A 16,572-nucleotide genomic window follows, 5' to 3' on the forward strand; every position below is an offset into this window, starting at 1 on the left:
ATGCCGCTGCGCATCATCTTCATGGGTACGCCGGATTTCTCCGTGCCGACGCTCGATGCCATTGTCGGGGCCGGTCACGAGGTCGTGGCCGTTTACACGCAGCCCCCCCGACCTGCCGGTCGACGCGGCCTCGACCTGACGCCTTCGCCGGTGCAGAAAGCTGCCGAACGCCTCGGCATCGAGGTCCGTTCGCCGACGACGCTGCGTGACGGCGCCGCGCAGCAGGAGTTCACCACGCTCGATGCAGATCTGGCCGTCGTCGTCGCCTATGGACTGCTGCTGCCGTCGCAAGTGCTTCGGGCGACGCGGCTTGGCGCGTATAACGGCCATGCGTCGCTCCTGCCGCGCTGGCGCGGCGCCGCGCCGATCCAGCGCGCGATCATGGCCGGCGACGCCGAGACAGGCATGATGATCATGAAGATGGAAGAGGGGCTGGATACCGGTCCGGTGGGGCTTGCCCAACGGATCGCAATCGGTCCCGACGAGACCGCAGGCGAGTTGCACGACAGGTTGATGCATGCGGGTGCGCGTCTGATGGTGGAGGCGCTCGAGAAGCTTGAGGAAGGCCACCTACCGCTGACGCCGCAGGCCGCTGAAGGAGCGACCTACGCCCGAAAGATCGGCAAGGCCGAGACGCGGATCGCCTGGAGCTTGCCAGCATCGGAAGTCCACAACAGGGTGCGCGGGCTGTCGCCATTTCCGGGCGCCTGGTGTGAAATCGAACTCGGCGGCCGGCGCGAAAGGCTGAAGATACTGCGCACGACGATCGGCAAGGGCAGCGGCCCGGCAGGCGCCGTGCTGGACGACCGGCTGACCGTCGGCTGTGGAGAAGGCGCCGTGCGCCTCGTCGAATTGCAGCGCGCCGGCGGAAAACCAGTTAAGGCTGATGAGTTTCTGCGCGGTGCAAAAGTAGATCAAGGAACGATATTGCTATGAGCATGATGTCGATAAGGGCCGCGACGCCCAGGGATCGCGAGGCGATCAGGCTGGTCGAGGAACACGCATTCGGCCAGAAGGCGGAGGCCGGGCTGGTCGATGCGCTGGTTTCGGGCGGCGACGCCGTGGTCGAACTGGTCGCGGAGGAAGAAGGCCAGGTCGTCGGCCATATCCTGTTCTCCCGCCTTTACGTGGAGCATGCCGGCCGGGAGTTTCCGGCAGTTGCACTCGCCCCTCTGGCGGTGGAGCCCGCCATGCACGGATCGGGGATCGGTGGCGCGCTGGTGCGCGAGGCCCATCTCAGGTTGAAGCAGGCGGGTGAAACGCTCGCCATCGTGCTGGGCGACCCTGCCTATTACAGCCGCTTCGGCTACGAGCGCCAGCGCGCCTCTGGATTCGAGAGCGACTACCAGTGCGACGCCCTGCAGGCGCTCGCCTGGGGCGAAGCGCCGGAAGCCGGCAAGCTGGTCTATGCGACGGCTTTCGGCGCCGAACTGGCGGCTTAACGGACTGGATGCCGCGCTACCGCCTCGACGTCGAATATGACGGCACGCCCTATTCAGGGTGGCAGAGGCAGGCCGGCCAGCCGTCGGTGCAGCAAGCCATAGAGCAGGCAGTCTTGGGCTTTTGCGGCGAAGAGATTTCGCTTCGCGGCGCCGGCAGGACGGATGCCGGCGTCCACGCGACGGGCCAGGTGGCGCATCTCGACCTCGTCAGGGAGTGGCCAGACGACACGGTGCGCGACGCCATCAACGCGCATCTGCGAATGGCGCGGGAATCGGTGAGCATTCTTGCGGCTGGTGCGGTTCCGGACAGCTTCGACGCCCGCTTCTCTGCGACGGCGCGGCACTATCTCTACCGCATCCTCAACCGTCGGGCTTCGCCGGCGCTGGAGAAGAACCGCGTCTGGTGGGTTCCGGCCATGCTCTCGGCCGAGGCCATGCACGAGGCGGCGCAGATGCTTGTCGGCCGGCACGACTTCACCACCTTCCGGTCGGTCCAGTGCCAGGCCAAGAGCCCGCTTAGGACGCTCGACCGTCTCGACGTCACACAGGCGGGAGACCTGATCGAGGTCCGGGCTTCGGCGCGATCCTTCCTGCACAACCAGGTGCGGTCGATGGTCGGCACGTTGAAGCGGGTCGGCGAGGGTGCCTGGACGGCCGGAGACGTGCAGGCCGCACTCGAGGCGAAGGATCGATCGGCCTGCGGAGCCGTTGCGCCGCCGGACGGGCTCTACCTGATGCGCGTCGACTATCCGCCGGAGATCTAAGCCGCCGACGCCAGGCCCAGCGCGGACTGCAGCAAGATCAGGATCGCGATCGACGAGACGAACATCCCGACAAAGACGGCCGTTGCGATGGCGGGGCCCTTGCCTACTGCGAGGTTGGTGAGGCGCCATGTCAGGAGGAGCGAAACGGCGAACAGCACCAGCGACAGCAGCGAGGCTGCGCTCTCGGCGGCGGGATAGACCAGCCGGAGCAAGGGCGCCGGCAGCATGAACCAGACGATCACTGCCGATCCCCAGTTGCCGGCGACGACGATCCGGGCGAAGCGGTCTGCGATGGGAGTCCTGGTGATGACGAGCGCAAGCAGGACGAGCGGCCCCGTCCATGACGCGAAGTCGATCGCCGCTATCCTGAGCAGGATGGTGAAGCGGCTGCCGATGGCGTCCGGCATCTGCTCGAGGTCGTTGGCAAGACCGACCCAGCCGATCATCAGCGCGGGCAGCGCTACGACCATTGCAAAGAAGGAATTCCAGAATCCGTCGGCCGAAAAATCGAGCATTCGCAGGCCGTCAGCTTTGCCCAGCATCAGCCGCGCCGCGCCGGTAAGATATTGCTGTACCTGTTCAAACGAAGGCATGCCGCGTTACCCGAACCAGTCCTCGAGGAAGCGGCGGTAGATCTGCGTCAGGGCCTCGAGCTGGGCCACCGGAACACGCTCGTCCACCATGTGCATCGTCTTGCCGACCAGGCCGAACTCGACCACCGGGCAGAAATCCTTGATGAAGCGTGCATCCGAGGTGCCGCCCGAGGTCGACAGCGCAGGCTTGCGGCCAGTGACCGCCTCGATGGAGCCGCTGAGCGTCTCGATCAGCTTCTCGTCCCTGGTGATGAAGACCTCGCTGGGGCGGTCACGCCAGGACAGCTCGAAATTCGAGGGCTCGGCCTTGCCGGCCCGGAACCTCGTCGAGCGGCTCGCCTTCTCGATCCGCGCTTCGATCTCGGCCCGCAAAGTCTCTGGCGTCCAGGTGTCGTTGAAACGCACGTTGAACGCCGCGGAGGCCTTCGCGGGAATGACGTTGGTGGCCGCATTTCCAACATCGACGGAAGTGATTTCGAGGTTGGTCGGCTGGAAATTCTCGGTGCCGGCATCGAAGGCAGGCTCAAGCAGCGCCTCAACGATCGCCATCATGCCGCGCACCGGGTTGTCGGCAAGGTGCGGGTAGGCAACGTGTCCCTGGCGCCCATGCACGGTCACGATGCCGGAGAGCGAACCGCGCCGGCCGATCTTGATCATGTCGCCCAGTGCGTCCGGATTGGTCGGTTCGCCGACGATTGCGGCATCCCAGCTCTCGCCCTTCGCCGTGGCCCAGTCGAGCAGCTTGGTGGTGCCGTTGATCGCCGGGCCTTCCTCGTCGCCTGTAATCAGGAGAGATATCGAACCGGGGATCGTGACACCGGCTTCTACGTGGCGGGCGATTGCGGCAACGAAACAGGCAATGCCCCCCTTCATGTCGACGGCGCCGCGACCGAACATCTCGCCTTCATGGATGTCGGCTGAGAAGGGCGGATGCGTCCAGGCGGCCTCGTCGCCGACCGGCACCACATCGGTATGGCCGGCAAACATCAGATGTGGCCCGTTGCCAGAGCGGCGCGCGTAGAGGTTCTGGATGTCGGGTGTTCCCTGCTCCGAGAATACCGGACGTTCTACGGTGAACCCGATCTGCGCGAGCATCGACCCCAGCACCTCCAGCGCGCCGGCATCCTCCGGCGTCACGGAAGGGCAGCGGATCAGGGTTGCGAGGTTTTCGACGGGATCAACGGGAAGGGTCATGGGTTCGGATTAATGCAAAGCACCGGCGGTGTCATCACGTGCGTCAGCCGAGCGGCACAGGCGGGCCTGCCCGCGCGGCGATGTCCTCGATCATGGTGATCTTCTGCCAGATCTTGCGTGACAGGTTCGAGCCGAGGTCCTCGATGTCGTTGACCGCCTCGATGACGACCTCGTCGTTGACCGATTGCGCGAAGAGTGCGGCGAGCTTGCCTGTAAGCGACAGCATTTCCGAGCAATAGTCGAGATAGCGTGCGAGGTCCTGACTGTTGGTGATCCGCACCGGCGAGTTCGGCATCGGCTTGAAGCTGTCGGAGAGCGCTGCCGGGTCCTTGGTCATCTGGTGCATGTCGACGACATGGATCATCGAGCGTAGCGTGTGCAACTGCACGAAGACGCGCTTGCGTTTGATGCGCTCCTCGCTGCGTGCCAGCGCCAGGAAGCCGAGCGCCGCCAGGAGCAGCGTGTTGAGCGAGGCCTCGATGCCCTGCACGAAGTCGAAGGCGCCGGTCTCGATGCGGTCGAAGGACAGGATCGTTCCGACGAAGAGAAAGACGGCGGCACCCGCCGCGACTGCGACCCCGATCAGGATGCGCACCCACCAGATCGGCGCCTGCAGCGCCTCGGCCGAACGCGCAAGGTCGCTCGACAGGAGGACGAGTTCACTCGCCACGTTGCGCAGGCCCGCTTCCGGAAACCGTTCGCCGACACGCTGCTCGAGCTTCGCCGCGGTGCCGATGATCTGTTCGGGATCGAGCCGTCGGTAGCGCATGCCGTCCCTGCCGGCTTCCGCCCCGATCACCTCAGACGGTCCTTGCAGGACTGTTCGGCCGGTCGCCGTAGCGGTTGGGGCCGGGCTGGCCGGGAATCAGACAAAGCGCCACGAAGGCGAGGATCGATAGCATCGGGATGAACAGTGCGGCGGCCATGATGCCGTGCCGGCCGATATCGTGCAGCCGCTTGACGCCGAGCGCGACGCTGGCCCAGACCGACACCAGCACGACAGCCCAGAAGGCCAGTGCCCAGACCTGTCCGGCCGTGCTGTCTTCCGGCACAAGCGTGAACCGGTAGAGCAGGAACGCCTGGACGATGGCGAGCAGCAGCCCCGCGAGGAAATAGGCCGCGCGGCTGACACGGCCCGAGAACTTGAAGAATAGCCAGAAAAGCTGGTCTTTATCGGGCAAGGGAATCTGGTCCGTATCTGTTGGCGCCGTTGGCGAGGAAGATCACCACGGTGCCCGCCGGGACCTTTGCCCGGTTGAAGCGGCCCGCGTGGCTCGGGAAAGGATACTTCCAGTCCATTTCACCCCCTGTCGCGGCGTCCGCGGAGGCGAGGACGCGCGGTGCGAAGGTGGAACCGTTCGCCGGAAAGATCAATCTCTCAACAGTTCGTTTATCGAGGTCTTGGTGCGGGTCTGTGCATCGACGCGCTTGACGATGACGGCGCAGTAGAGCGACGGCCCCGGCTGGCCGTTCGGGAAGGGCTTGCCCGGCAGCGAGCCGGCCACCACGACGGAATTGGCGGGAACCTCGCCATAGCTGATCTCGCCGGTGGCGCGGTCGACGATCTTGGTGGACTTGCCGATGAAGACGCCCATGCCGAGCACCGAGCCTTCGCGCACGATGCAGCCCTCGACGACTTCCGAGCGGGCGCCGATGAAGCAATTGTCCTCAATGATCGTCGGTCCGGCCTGCATCGGCTCCAGAACGCCGCCGATGCCGACGCCGCCCGACAGGTGCACGTTCTTGCCGATCTGCGCGCAGGAGCCGACAGACGCCCAGGTGTCTACCATCGTGCCGCTGTCGACATAGGCGCCGAGATTGACGAAGGAGGGCATCAAGACGACGCCGGGCGCCACATAGGCCGAGCGCCGGACGATTGCCGAGGGCACCGCGCGCATGCCGGCCTTCTCGAACTCGGCGGCACCCCAGCCCTCGAACTTTGACGGCACCTTGTCCCACCAGACAGAACCGCCCGGGCCTCCCTCGATGACCTCCATCGGGTTCAGCCGGAACGACAGCAGGACTGCCTTCTTGAGCCACTGGTTGACCTTCCAGCTGCCGTCGTCGAGGCGCTCGGCCACCCGCGCCTGGCCCTTGTCGAGCAGGTCGAGCGCCGTGCTGACGGCATCGCGCACTTCGCCGCGGGTCGCCGTGGAGATGGCGTCGCGCCCCTCGAACGCATTTTCGATGACCGATTCGAGGCTGGCGAGGTCCGGCTTGGACATGAATAAGCTCCGTTACACAGGCTGTTAAGGCTGCGGCAGCTAAGCTGGCGCGAAATCGCGCGGACCCTATGTCAAGCCATTCTGGGGGTCAATCGCGCCTGCGCCGGGGGACGGCGTGGCGAGCAGGACGGGGAAAGACATGAATTCCAACGAACAGACGGGATGGACACCGCTGCCGCATTCCGACGAGGATCTGGAGCGTGCCAGAAGTGTCCCGGAAACCCCGCAGACCGTGGCGCCGACCTATAGGCTGGCATGGAACGATCCGGACTTCATGACGCGCCGCGAACTGCGCGCCGTGCGCCTGCAGCTTGAACTTCTGAAGCCCGAGATGATCCTTGCCGAGCGCGGCATCCGCTCGACGGTCGTGCTGTTCGGCGGTGCGCGGCTGCCGGAGCCCGGCGGCGACGCCTGGGCGGCCAAGAACGAGACGCAGAAGAAGAACCTTCTGGCCAACAGCCGCTACTACGAGGAGGCGCGCCTGTTCGCACGACTGTGCTCGGAGCACTCGGCAACCTCCTACTACCGTGAGTTCGTGGTGGTGACAGGCGGCGGGCCGGGCGTCATGGAAGCCGGCAACCGCGGTGCCGACGATGTCGGTGCGCCCTCGATCGGGCTGAACATCGTGCTACCGCACGAACAGGCGCCCAATCCCTACGTCACGCCGGAATTATGCTTCAATTTCCACTACTTCGCCATCCGCAAGATGCACTTCGTCATGCGCGCCAAGGCCGTGGCCGTGTTTCCGGGTGGCTTCGGGACAATGGACGAGTTCTTCGAGACGCTGACGCTGATCCAGACCGGTCGCATGGAGCGCGTGCCGGTCATCCTGTTCGGCAAGGAGTTCTGGAAACGGGCGATCGACCTCGATTTCCTGGCCGAGCAGGGCACCATCTCGCCGGGCGACCAGGATCTTATCGACCTGGTCGATTCGGCTGACGAGGCCTGGACGATCATCAGCCGCTTTTACGGATTGGGCGAGCCTGCCGTTTGACCGTTCAGACCGGGCAGCGCTTCAGGCTGGCGCCTTCACGATGGCGCCGAGAAAGCTCGACAGGTCGTCGGTGACGAAGTCGACATCATCCTCATATGCCTCGTCGCGTTCCCAGATCTCCGAGAAGGTCGGCTCGAAGTTGTTCGGTACGATCAGCACCGTCTTCATGCCGATCGCCTTGGGCACTGTCAGATTGCGGGCGAGGTCCTCGAACATGACCGCGCTTTTGGCCGTGATGCCGTGTGTTTCGGTGAAGCGTTCATAGGTGCGCCTCTCCGGCTTGGGCAGCAGCTCGGCGGAGACAATGTCGAAGATGTCGTCGAAATGGTCGAGGATGCCGAGCTGTTGCGCCGTGCGTTCGGCATGCTTGCGGTTGCCGTTGGTGAAGATGAACTTGCGCCCCGGCAACTGCCGAATGGCTGCACCCAGAACCGGATCGGGAACCAGCCACGAATAGTCGATGTCGTGCACTTTCTCGAGGAAGTCATCGGGATCGATGCTGTGCCGCAGCATCAGGCCGCGCAGCGTGGTTCCGTATTCGAGGTAGAGCTGCTTCTGCACCTTGCGTGCCTCGTCGCGCGGGACGCGCAGCAGTTCGGACACATAGGCCGTCATCCTGACGTCGATCTGCGAGAACAGATTCGTGTGATGGGGATAGAGCGTGTTGTCGAGATCGAAGATCCAGTCTTCGACATCGGCAAACAGAATCGGATCGGGCAGTTCGGTCATCGTTTCACTATGGCACGGTTTGGCGTTCCTGCGCCTTCACTCGCCGGAGATTCTTTCCAAAACAACAACAAAGACGCCGTCACGTAAAACTTTAACCCTTCTGGAAAGGGGTCCTTCAGAGGCACGTGCGATTTAACCTCACACGAGGAGCGGTGCATGGGTAGGATATTTGCGAAGTCTGCATTGGTGGCGTTCGCGTCGCTTGTGGCATCGCTGCTGCTCGCCTACACGGTCGTGCCGACTCTCGGCGGCGTTGTCGACGGAAACGCCTGGCTCATCCTGACCATCTGCCCCATGCTCGTCGCCTGGCCGGCCAGCGCCTTCGCTTTCCTGCAGGCCGAGAACCTTAGGAATGCGCACCAGGAACTCGCACGCACCCATGCCCAGCTCGCTGCAGCCCACAAGCGGCTCGAGGACAAGGCAAGCCGCGACAACATGACCGGCATGCTGAACCGCGAGAGCTTCTTCCTTGCGCTCGACCGGACCCGCCCACGCTCCGAGCGCGGCGCGCTGCTCATCATTGATGCCGACCACTTCAAGAAGATCAACGACGGGTTCGGCCATCTTACCGGCGATGCCGCGCTGGTCGAGATCGCAGCCGCGATAACGCGTGCCATCCGCACCGGCGATGTCCTCGGCCGGATCGGCGGCGAGGAGTTTGGCGCCTTCCTCGTCGGCGCCAGCGATCAGGAGGCAACCCGCGTTGCCGAGCGCATCCGCCACGAGGTAGAACTGATCCGCTTCCAGCCGGTCGATGAACGCACCATCCCGCTGACGGTCAGCATCGGCGGCACCTCGTGCCCGAAGGGCGCAACCATCTCCGACCTGATGCGCGCAGCCGACCGCCGGCTCTACGAGGCCAAGAACAGCGGGCGCAACCTCGCCATCTTCAAACCCGACATATCTGCGGCAGCCTGAGTAAGCGACCGGCTCCGACGATCTGAACGCGACCGGTTCGGTCAGGTCTCTCCTGCGGATACGTCCGGACTATACGCGCGCATGGTCCCCTCTTTATGCTTGCCTGGCATGGTCGCCGTAGCTGCCGCTGCATGCTAAGAGCGCGCGTCCCTGCCGAAAGCATCGCATGGAACTCTGGATACCGATCACCATCGCCGCCGCGTTCTTGCAGAACCTGCGCTCGGCGACACAGAAGCACCTTAAGTCCGTCATGGGGACGACGGGCGCAACCTTCGTACGCTTCGGCTTCGGCTTTCCCTTCGCGCTGCTCTTCGTCGCCATTTTGCACTACGGGCTGGGCTATCCGCTGCCGGCCGTGAATTCTACCTTCTTCGGCTGGGCCCTTGTTGGCGCGCTCGGCCAGATCGGCGCGACCTTCCTGCTCATCCACCTCTTCTCGTTCCGCAACTTTGCCGTGGGCACCGCCTATTCGCGCACCGAGCCGGCCCAGGCGGCGCTGTTCGGTCTTGTTTTCCTCGGCGAGCGAGCGAGTCTCGGCGCGCTTGTCGCGATCGCCATCAGCGTCTTCGGCGTGATGCTGATCTCGGTAGCGCATGTTGCCGTCAGCTTCCGCACGATGCTGTCGTCGACCGTCAGCCGCAACGCCCTGATCGGCCTGGCCTCCGGAACGGCATTCGGCGTATCGGCGGTCTCATACCGCGCCGCGTCGCTGGCGCTCGGCGGTCCGAATTTCCTGATGCAGGGCGGCGTAACGCTGGCCTTCGTGATCACCTTCCAGACGCTGCTGATGCTTGGCTGGATGCTGTGGAAGGATCGCGACGAGATCGGCCGGATCGCAAAGGCGTGGAAGCCGTCGCTCTTCACCGGCCTGGTCGGCGCCTCTGCCTCCTTCGGCTGGTTCACGGCGATGACGCTGCAGCAGGCGGCAGTCGTCAAGTCGCTGGCCCAGATCGAGATGCTGTTCACCTTTGCCGCGACGGTCTTCTTCTTCAAGGAGCGGATCAACAGGCTTGAAGTCGCCGGTTGCATCCTGATCGTCGGCGGAATCCTGGTGCTTCTGGCGGTCGGCTGAGGCGCCCTATGGCACGATCAGCGTGCCGGCGCCGTGCTCGGTGAAAAGCTCGAGCAGCACCGCGTGCGGCGTCTTGCCGTTGAGGATGACGACGCCCTCCACACCGCGCTCGATCGCCTCGATGCAGGTCTCCACCTTCGGGATCATGCCGCCCGAAATCGTTCCGTTCTTGATCAGCGCCCTGGCCTCGGCGACGGTCAGCTCGTCGATCAGCTTCTTGTCCTTGTCGAGCACGCCGGGCACGTCGGTCAGGAACAGCAGGCGCGAGGCGCCAAGCGCCCCGGCAATCGCGCCGGCGAAGGTGTCGGCGTTGATGTTGTAGGTATGGCCGTCGCGGCCCGGCGCGACTGGCGCCAGCACCGGGATCATCTCGGAGCGCGCAAGCAGGTCCAGCAGTGTCCGGTCGACCTCGACCGGTTCGCCGACGAAACCGAGATCGAGCACCCGCTCGATGTTGGAATCCGGGTCGGTGAAGGTCTTCTTGGCCTTTTCGGCGAACACCATGTTGCCGTCCTTGCCGCACAGGCCGATCGCCCACTCGCCCTCGGCATTGATGAGTGCCACAATTTCCTTGTTGATCGACCCGGCCAGCACCATCTCGACGATCTCGACGGTCTTCTGGTCGGTGACGCGCAGTCCACCCTCGAACTTGGACTCGATGCCCATCTTCGACAGCATCGCGCCGATCTGCGGCCCGCCACCGTGGACGACGATCGGGTTCACGCCGGACTGCTTCAGGAGCGCGATGTCGCGGGCGAAGGCCTGCCCGAGCGCAGCGTCGCCCATGGCGTGGCCGCCGTATTTCACCACGACGGTCTTGTTTTCGTATTGCTGCATGTAGGGCAGGGCGGCCGATAGCAGGCGCGCCTGTTCCGCTGCGGTGGCGGCTTTGTCCGTCGTCATCGGCATGTTCCCGAATTGCTGGAAAGGTCGGCGGCGTCTTAGCCGGAAACGGCGCGCCGGGCAAATGCTTCATCCTCCCGGAGATCGGCAGGTGTCTGCGTCTGGCGCCCGTTGCAAACTGGATGCAAAACCCTAGTTTGTCCGAAATGACTCCGCAGGACATCACCAAGCTGATCGTCAGGGTCTCGATCAAGGATCGGGCGGCTTTCGATCTGCTTTACCGGCAAACGAACGCGAAACTTTTCGGCGTCTGCCTGCGTGTCTTGAATGACCGGGCAGAGGCCGAGGAGGCGCTGCAGGAGGTTTTCGTCAAGATCTGGACGAAGGCCGACCGCTTTGCCGTCTCGGAGCTCAGCCCGATCTCGTGGCTGGTGGCGATAGCGCGCAATCATGCGATCGACCGCATCAGGGCGCGGCGCAGGCCGGCCGCGGACATCGATGCGGCTGCGGACGTGGCGGACCCGGCGCCCGGACCAGAGGCGATGGCGGTGGCGGGCGGCGAGAGCGAGCAGATAGACCGCTGTCTGGATGAACTGGAACAGGATCGCGCAGCGGCGGTGCGCGGCGCCTATCTCATGGGCGAAAGCTACGCCGATCTTGCCGAACGGCATGGTGTTCCGTTGAATACAATGCGGACATGGCTGCGTCGCAGCCTGATGAAACTGAGAGAGTGTCTCGAACGATGAGCGCGGTGGACGATAACGGACCGGAACACGGAGGCGACGATGTCGTGGCCGCCGAGTACGTTCTGGGCGTCCTGCCTGCCGAGGAGCGGGCGGCCGCCGCGCGTCGCGTCGAGACCGATCCGGCCTTCGCCAGGCTCGTCGAGCGCTGGGAAGCCGATCTTTCGCCGCTGGCGACCGGCTATGCGGAGGTGGAGGCCCCGGCCTCCGTCAAGGCCGCCCTCGACCGCCGACTGTTCTCCAATGCCGGCGCGGCCGATGTGGCGCCAGCGTCATCCGGACTGCTGTCCAGCCTCGCCTTCTGGCGCGGGCTGGCGATCGCAGCACTGGCAGCGCTTGCCCTCGTCGTTGCCTTGCCGCTGCTCAATCCGCCGGTAAGTCTTCCCGAAGCAAGGCTTGTCGCCTCGCTGGCGCCGCAGGACAGCGATGTCCACTACATGGTTGTCTATGACGCCCGCACCCACGACGTCGGGCTGTCCCATGTGACCGGCGAGCGGACGGACGGGCGCGACTTCGAACTCTGGGTGATCGACGGCCAGCAGCCGCCGCTGTCGCTGGGTGTGATTCCGGCCGGCGCCAGCGTGCACCTGGCGGTCGACGACGCGCTGCGCCGCCACATCGCATCCGGTGCCGTCTTTGCCATCAGCCTTGAGCCTGCCGGCGGGTCGCCTACCGGACAGCCGACAGGCCCGGTGGTCGCTGCTGGCGACCTGAAGACCATCTGAGCGGAATATCGAGCCGTCCGGGCCCGGCGCGTGTCTGAAAGAAGTCTGAATCTTTTTTGCCGCCGCTGAAACTCCCCGCGAAACCGCCTCGTATCTCCCTGTGCCCCTCCAAGAGGGAATGCCAACACAAGGAGACCACACCATGCGTAAACTCACTTCGACGATCCTCGCCGGCGCTGTTGCTCTTTCGGCCCTTGCCACTGCGGCCTATGCCGAGAACCCGATGGTCGGCGGCGCTGCCATGTATGCCGACAAGAACATTGTCGAAAACGCCGTGAACTCGAAGGACCACACCACGCTCGTTGCCGCCGTCAAGGCCGCCGGCCTGGTGGACACGCTGTCGGCCGAAGGCCCCTTCACCGTCTTCGCGCCGACCAACGAAGCCTTCGCCGCGCTGCCGGAAGGCACCGTCGAGACGTTGCTGAAGCCAGAGAACAAGGACCAGCTGACCAAGATCCTGACCTGTCACGTGGTCGGCGCCAAGGCGATGTCCGACGCTATCATGAAGATGGTCGATGACGACAAGGGCGCGCATCCGGTCAAGACCGTCGGCGGTTGCACATGGACTGCCAAGTACGAGGGCGACAAGCTCATGCTGGAAGACGAGAACGGCAATGTCGCCAACGTGACCATCGCCAATGTCGAGCAGTCGAACGGCGTCATCCACGTCATCGACGCGGTCCTGCTCCCCAAGATGTAATCAGGCCGTCTCAGGCTTGCGGCCGCACGGGGTTTCCACTCCGTCCCTCTCGTGCGGTCGACCATGCGCACGCCCCGTTTCTGTCCCTCTTGCTGTTCCGGGACAGGTGCGGGGCGTCGCTGCAAGGGGCGCGATCAACCTCAGTTGATTTCAACTTGAGAGCACCCCTCCCTACATTCCAGCCAAAGGAGTCTGCCATGAATCGTCGTAATCTTGTTGCCGGGGGCGCCGCCCTTGTTGCCGCACTGGCTGGCACGACCGTGCTCTGGCGCATCGGGCGCCCGCAGCCGGCACGGGCCGAGAACTTCGAGATCACGAAGACGGATGCCGAATGGCATGCGATCCTGGACGACGCGCAGTACGCCATCTTGCGGGAGGAAAGCACCGAGCGCGCGGGCACCAGTCCGCTGAACCATGAAAAGCGCGCCGGCATTTTCCACTGCGCAGGCTGCGACCTGCCGGCCTATTTGTCCGAGGCTAAGTACGATTCGGGCACCGGCTGGCCGAGCTTCTGGGAATCGCTTCCCGATGCCATCGGCACCAAGGAAGACAATTCCTTCTTCTCGACGCGCACCGAAGTCCACTGCCGCCGCTGCGGCGGCCATTTCGGCCACATCTTCGATGACGGACCGCCGCCGACCGGCAAGCGCCATTGCCTGAACGGACTGGCGCTGACCTTCAAACCGGCATCTGTGCAGGCCGGCTAGCCGCCAAGCACGACGCGCACGATGGCCTCGCGCAGATCGGCGAGGCCTTCGTTCTTTTCCGACGACGTGGCGATGACCTCCGGAAACGCCGCCGGGCGCTTTCGGATCTTCTCCAAAGTCTCGGTGACCAGCTTGGGCACCGCAGGAGCCTTGATCTTGTCGGTCTTGGTCAGGACGATCTGATAGGACACGGCTGCCTTGTCGAGCAGGCCGAGCACCTCCTCGTCGTTCTTCTTGATGCCGTGGCGCGAGTCGATCAGCACGTAGACGCGTTTCAGCGTCACCCGGCCCTTCAGGTAGTCGAATACGAGCTTCGTCCACTCGTCGACCTTTTCCTTCGGCGCGGTCGCATAGCCGTAGCCGGGCATGTCGACCAGCGCCATCGGCGGCAGGTCGCCCTCCGACCCGGAATAGCCGTCCGGCACGAAGTAGTTGAGCTCCTGCGTGCGGCCCGGCGTGTTCGACGTGCGCGCGAGCCCGCTGCGGCCGACCAGCGCGTTGATCAGCGACGACTTGCCGACGTTGGAGCGGCCGGCAAAGGCGATTTCCGGCGGCCCTTCCGGCGGCAGGAACTTCATGGCCGGCACGCCGCGGATGAAGGCCCATGGCCGTGCAAAGATGCCGACGTCCACCGTCCCGCTCGTAAACTCGTTCAAACCGCTGCCTCCAGCGCATCGATGTCGGCGCCGCGTATGGCATTGAGGTTGCGGGTGATCTTGTCAACAGGCCAATCCCACCACGCCGCCTCCAGGAGGCGCGCGACCGTCCGACGGTCGAAGCGCATCCTGACCACCTTGGCGGCGTTTCCCGCCACGATCGCGTAGGGCGCAACGTCGTGCGTCACGACCGATTTGGCGGCGACGATGGCGCCGTCGCCGATCGTCACGCCTGGCAGGATCACCGCGTCCATGCCGATCCACACGTCGTTGCCGAGCACGGTGTCGCCGCGGAACTCGCGCTGCCAGGTCGCCGGGTCGAAGCCTTCCTCCCAGCCATGGCCAAAGATGTTGAATGGATAGGTCGAGAAGCCCGACATGGCGTGGTTGGCGCCGTTCATGATGAAGCGCGCGCCTTCCGCGATGGCGCAGAATCTTCCGATGATCAGCTTGTCGCCTATGAAGGGATAGTGGTGCAGCACGCAGCGTTCCTGGAACAGGTCCGGCCCGTCAGGATCGTCGTAGTAGGTGAACTCGCCGATCTCGATGTTCTCGGCGGTGACCAGCGGTTTCAGGAAGCCGACCCGACTGTGCAGGGGAACCGGGTGCTTGATCGAGGGATTGGGTCCGTTCATGGCGTGTACGCTCCGGCTGGTTCGCTAGGCGGGGCGATTGTAACGCGAGGCGAGGCGGGTGTGGAACTCTTGAGTGCCGCTCCCGCTCCGGACTGGAACCCTCCGGGAGGAAGCCTAGGCCAGGGTGCCGCCGGTCAGGCGCTTGCGCAGCGCGTTGGAGATATTGTCGAAGACGAACACCACGGCCAGGATCAGCAGCACCATGTAGGCGACGTTTTCCCAGTCGGAATTGGTGCGCATCGCTTCCCACAGCTTGAGGCCGATGCCGCCGGCGCCCACCGCGCCGATGATCGTCGCCGAACGGGTGTTGGATTCCCAGAAGTAGAGGGACTGGCTGAGGAAGACCGGCAGCACCTGCGGCAGCACGCCGTAGCGCTGCACCGACGTCGGCGCCGCGCCGACGGATTTGACGCCCTCGCGCTGCTTGTCGTCGATGTTCTCCAGCACCTCGGAATAGAGTTTCCCGAGCGTGCCGGTGTCGGTGAAGAAGATTGCCGACATGCCGGCCAGCGGACCGGGACCGAAGGCGCGGGTGAAGAACAGCGCCCAGATCAGCATGTCGACCGACCGCTGGAAGTCGAAGAACCGCTTCAGGAACTGGTTGACGAGCCGGTTCTGGGTGATGTTGCGGGCAGCGAAGAAGGACAGCGGAAAGGCGATGAGGCTGGCCAGAACGGTTCCCACGAAGGCCATGACGATGGTCTGCAGCAGCTTGGTCCACACGTCGAGGTGCTGCCAGTCGGCGTTGTAGAGGACGTTGTTCCACGCCAGCGACAGGTTCGACCGATCCGGGTCGATGCGCTCGCCGCTGGTGACCAGCGTCCACACTTCGCCGGCCGATTTGCCCCAGAAGGGCGAGTGGGTGTCGAACAGGAAGTTTTCCCAGCCCCAGAAGCGGTGGCTGATCTTGACCTCGTCGTCCTCGATGTCGGCCCTGCCGGCGAAGCCGAAGCTGACGACGATCTTGTCGCCCGGGTTGCGCTGCCTTGCCCAGGCGGGCAGCGGCCCGCGCGCAGTGACGCTCTGGTCGCGCACGATGTCAGCAATGAGGGTCTCGCTGCCGCGCGTTACGGTCACAAGGCCAGGCTCGACCTCGATCGTGTTGCTTGTGCTGATCGTCGCCACAGCGCGCACCGTCTCTTCGCGCAGAACCGTCCTTGCTTCGTCGGCAGTGGCGGCGGACGTGTCGGTGCCGGTCGGCGCAGGCTCGCCGCCGACGGTGCCGAGAAAGCTGCCGCTCGAACTGCTGGTGCCGCCGCCGTTGCCGCTCGCCGTCTGGGGCGCATCAACGCGGCTTTCGACCATGGCGCGCTCGCGCACCAGCCAGTCCGGGTTGGCGTTCTCCCCCAGCGGGTCGCCGCGCGAAAAGGCGATGTCCAGATAGCCGTCCTCATATTCGACGCGCGGCCGCACCTCGTAGCTGACCCAATCGGCGAGATAGGTGCCGGCAATGTCCCAGCGGCCGTTGGCGACCACCGAGCCTACGGAGAAGAACCACCAGGCGAAGATCAGGTAGCCGACCGTGCCGAGGGCCAGGCCCCAGTTCATCAGCCTGCGCCTGCCGCTGCCGGCGAAGACGTGCGGATGGCGGGAAGCGATATCGTTGACTTCGGCGACGGACAGCAGGGACAT

20 protein-coding genes are annotated in these 16,572 nt (G+C 64.7%); 10 read left to right on the forward strand and 10 right to left on the reverse strand.

The features are described from left to right. Genes fmt through truA form a run of 3 tightly spaced genes read left to right on the forward strand, consistent with a single transcriptional unit; the run spans window position 1 to window position 2,206 of the window. The gene (fmt, locus tag ACT2BZ_RS11125) at window positions 1-936 is read left to right on the forward strand and encodes a methionyl-tRNA formyltransferase (protein ID WP_457941038.1); all 936 of its coding nucleotides are present in this window, start codon (window positions 1-3) and stop codon (window positions 934-936) included. Beyond that, the gene (locus ACT2BZ_RS11130; protein ID WP_457941039.1) at window positions 933-1,442 is read left to right on the forward strand and encodes a GNAT family N-acetyltransferase; all 510 of its coding nucleotides are present in this window, start codon (window positions 933-935) and stop codon (window positions 1,440-1,442) included. Before fmt ends, ACT2BZ_RS11130 begins: the two co-directional genes overlap by 4 nt. A gap of 8 nt (window positions 1,443-1,450) precedes the next feature. Continuing rightward, a complete protein-coding gene (gene truA, locus ACT2BZ_RS11135; RefSeq protein ID WP_457941040.1) occupies window positions 1,451-2,206 on the forward strand; it encodes a tRNA pseudouridine(38-40) synthase TruA in 756 nt (251 codons plus the stop codon). Here the strand turns inward: truA and ACT2BZ_RS11140 are convergent. From ACT2BZ_RS11140 to dapD, 5 genes are all read right to left on the reverse strand, one after another. Beyond that, entirely contained in the window at window positions 2,203-2,799 is a 597-nt protein-coding gene (locus ACT2BZ_RS11140; protein WP_457941041.1) for a transporter, read from the reverse strand. The genes truA and ACT2BZ_RS11140 overlap by 4 nt on opposite strands. A gap of 6 nt (window positions 2,800-2,805) precedes the next feature. Then, entirely contained in the window at window positions 2,806-3,993 is a 1,188-nt protein-coding gene (gene dapE, locus ACT2BZ_RS11145) for a succinyl-diaminopimelate desuccinylase (protein WP_457941042.1), read from the reverse strand. Window positions 3,994-4,036: 43 nt separating this feature from the next. Continuing rightward, entirely contained in the window at window positions 4,037-4,762 is a 726-nt protein-coding gene (locus ACT2BZ_RS11150) for a hypothetical protein (protein ID WP_457941276.1), read from the reverse strand. Between the two features lie 31 nt (window positions 4,763-4,793). Next, on the reverse strand, window positions 4,794-5,174 hold the full coding sequence (locus ACT2BZ_RS11155; protein WP_457941043.1) for a DUF805 domain-containing protein: 381 nt from the start codon (window positions 5,172-5,174) through the stop codon (window positions 4,794-4,796). A gap of 189 nt (window positions 5,175-5,363) precedes the next feature. Further along, entirely contained in the window at window positions 5,364-6,218 is an 855-nt protein-coding gene (gene dapD / locus ACT2BZ_RS11160) for a 2,3,4,5-tetrahydropyridine-2,6-dicarboxylate N-succinyltransferase (protein ID WP_457941044.1), read from the reverse strand. Between the two features lie 139 nt (window positions 6,219-6,357). Between dapD and ACT2BZ_RS11165 the strand changes: the two genes are divergently transcribed. After that, on the forward strand, window positions 6,358-7,212 hold the full coding sequence (locus tag ACT2BZ_RS11165) for an LOG family protein (RefSeq protein ID WP_457941045.1): 855 nt from the start codon (window positions 6,358-6,360) through the stop codon (window positions 7,210-7,212). 21 nt (window positions 7,213-7,233) lie between these two features. Here ACT2BZ_RS11165 and ACT2BZ_RS11170 read toward each other — a convergent pair whose 3' ends face one another. Further along, window positions 7,234-7,941, reverse strand: coding sequence for a pyrimidine 5'-nucleotidase (locus ACT2BZ_RS11170; protein ID WP_457941046.1), 708 nt, complete (start codon window positions 7,939-7,941; stop codon window positions 7,234-7,236). A 156-nt stretch (window positions 7,942-8,097) separates the two neighbouring features. Between ACT2BZ_RS11170 and ACT2BZ_RS11175 the strand changes: the two genes are divergently transcribed. Both ACT2BZ_RS11175 and ACT2BZ_RS11180 read left to right on the forward strand, forming a co-directional pair. Continuing rightward, entirely contained in the window at window positions 8,098-8,859 is a 762-nt protein-coding gene (locus tag ACT2BZ_RS11175; RefSeq protein ID WP_457941047.1) for a GGDEF domain-containing protein, read from the forward strand. A gap of 166 nt (window positions 8,860-9,025) precedes the next feature. Next, window positions 9,026-9,931 carry an EamA family transporter gene (locus ACT2BZ_RS11180; protein WP_457941048.1) on the forward strand — a complete coding sequence of 302 codons (906 nt, stop codon included), beginning with the start codon at window positions 9,026-9,028 and terminating at the stop codon, window positions 9,929-9,931. 6 nt (window positions 9,932-9,937) lie between these two features. On the opposite strand, the gene argB is transcribed toward ACT2BZ_RS11180, so the two are convergent. Next, entirely contained in the window at window positions 9,938-10,840 is a 903-nt protein-coding gene (gene argB, locus ACT2BZ_RS11185) for an acetylglutamate kinase (protein ID WP_457941049.1), read from the reverse strand. Window positions 10,841-10,980: 140 nt separating this feature from the next. On the opposite strand from argB, the gene ACT2BZ_RS11190 reads away from it, so the two are divergent. The 4 genes from ACT2BZ_RS11190 (at window position 10,981) to msrB (ending at window position 13,649) form a co-directional block, all read left to right on the forward strand. Continuing rightward, window positions 10,981-11,520, forward strand: a complete 540-nt coding sequence (locus tag ACT2BZ_RS11190; protein ID WP_457941277.1) for a sigma-70 family RNA polymerase sigma factor — start codon at window positions 10,981-10,983, stop codon at window positions 11,518-11,520. Further along, window positions 11,517-12,242, forward strand: coding sequence for an anti-sigma factor (locus ACT2BZ_RS11195; protein WP_457941050.1), 726 nt, complete (start codon window positions 11,517-11,519; stop codon window positions 12,240-12,242). The genes ACT2BZ_RS11190 and ACT2BZ_RS11195 overlap by 4 nt, the downstream gene beginning before the upstream one ends. Before the next feature lie 142 nt (window positions 12,243-12,384). Then, window positions 12,385-12,942 carry a fasciclin domain-containing protein gene (locus ACT2BZ_RS11200; RefSeq protein WP_457941051.1) on the forward strand — a complete coding sequence of 186 codons (558 nt, stop codon included), beginning with the start codon at window positions 12,385-12,387 and terminating at the stop codon, window positions 12,940-12,942. Between the two features lie 197 nt (window positions 12,943-13,139). Further along, window positions 13,140-13,649 carry a peptide-methionine (R)-S-oxide reductase MsrB gene (gene msrB / locus ACT2BZ_RS11205; RefSeq protein ID WP_457941052.1) on the forward strand — a complete coding sequence of 170 codons (510 nt, stop codon included), beginning with the start codon at window positions 13,140-13,142 and terminating at the stop codon, window positions 13,647-13,649. Here the strand turns inward: msrB and yihA are convergent. The 3 genes from yihA to phnE all read right to left on the reverse strand — a co-directional run bounded on the left by yihA (window position 13,646) and on the right by phnE (window position 16,572). Continuing rightward, the gene (yihA, locus tag ACT2BZ_RS11210; RefSeq protein ID WP_457941053.1) at window positions 13,646-14,305 is read right to left on the reverse strand and encodes a ribosome biogenesis GTP-binding protein YihA/YsxC; all 660 of its coding nucleotides are present in this window, start codon (window positions 14,303-14,305) and stop codon (window positions 13,646-13,648) included. The two genes, msrB and yihA, sit on opposite strands and share 4 nt — an antisense overlap. Further along, the gene (locus tag ACT2BZ_RS11215) at window positions 14,302-14,940 is read right to left on the reverse strand and encodes a CatB-related O-acetyltransferase (protein WP_457941054.1); all 639 of its coding nucleotides are present in this window, start codon (window positions 14,938-14,940) and stop codon (window positions 14,302-14,304) included. Before ACT2BZ_RS11215 ends, yihA begins: the two co-directional genes overlap by 4 nt. Before the next feature lie 114 nt (window positions 14,941-15,054). Next, a complete protein-coding gene (phnE, locus tag ACT2BZ_RS11220; RefSeq protein ID WP_457941055.1) occupies window positions 15,055-16,572 on the reverse strand; it encodes a phosphonate ABC transporter, permease protein PhnE in 1,518 nt (505 codons plus the stop codon).

This window comes from Mesorhizobium sp. 10J20-29, from assembly GCF_054130485.1.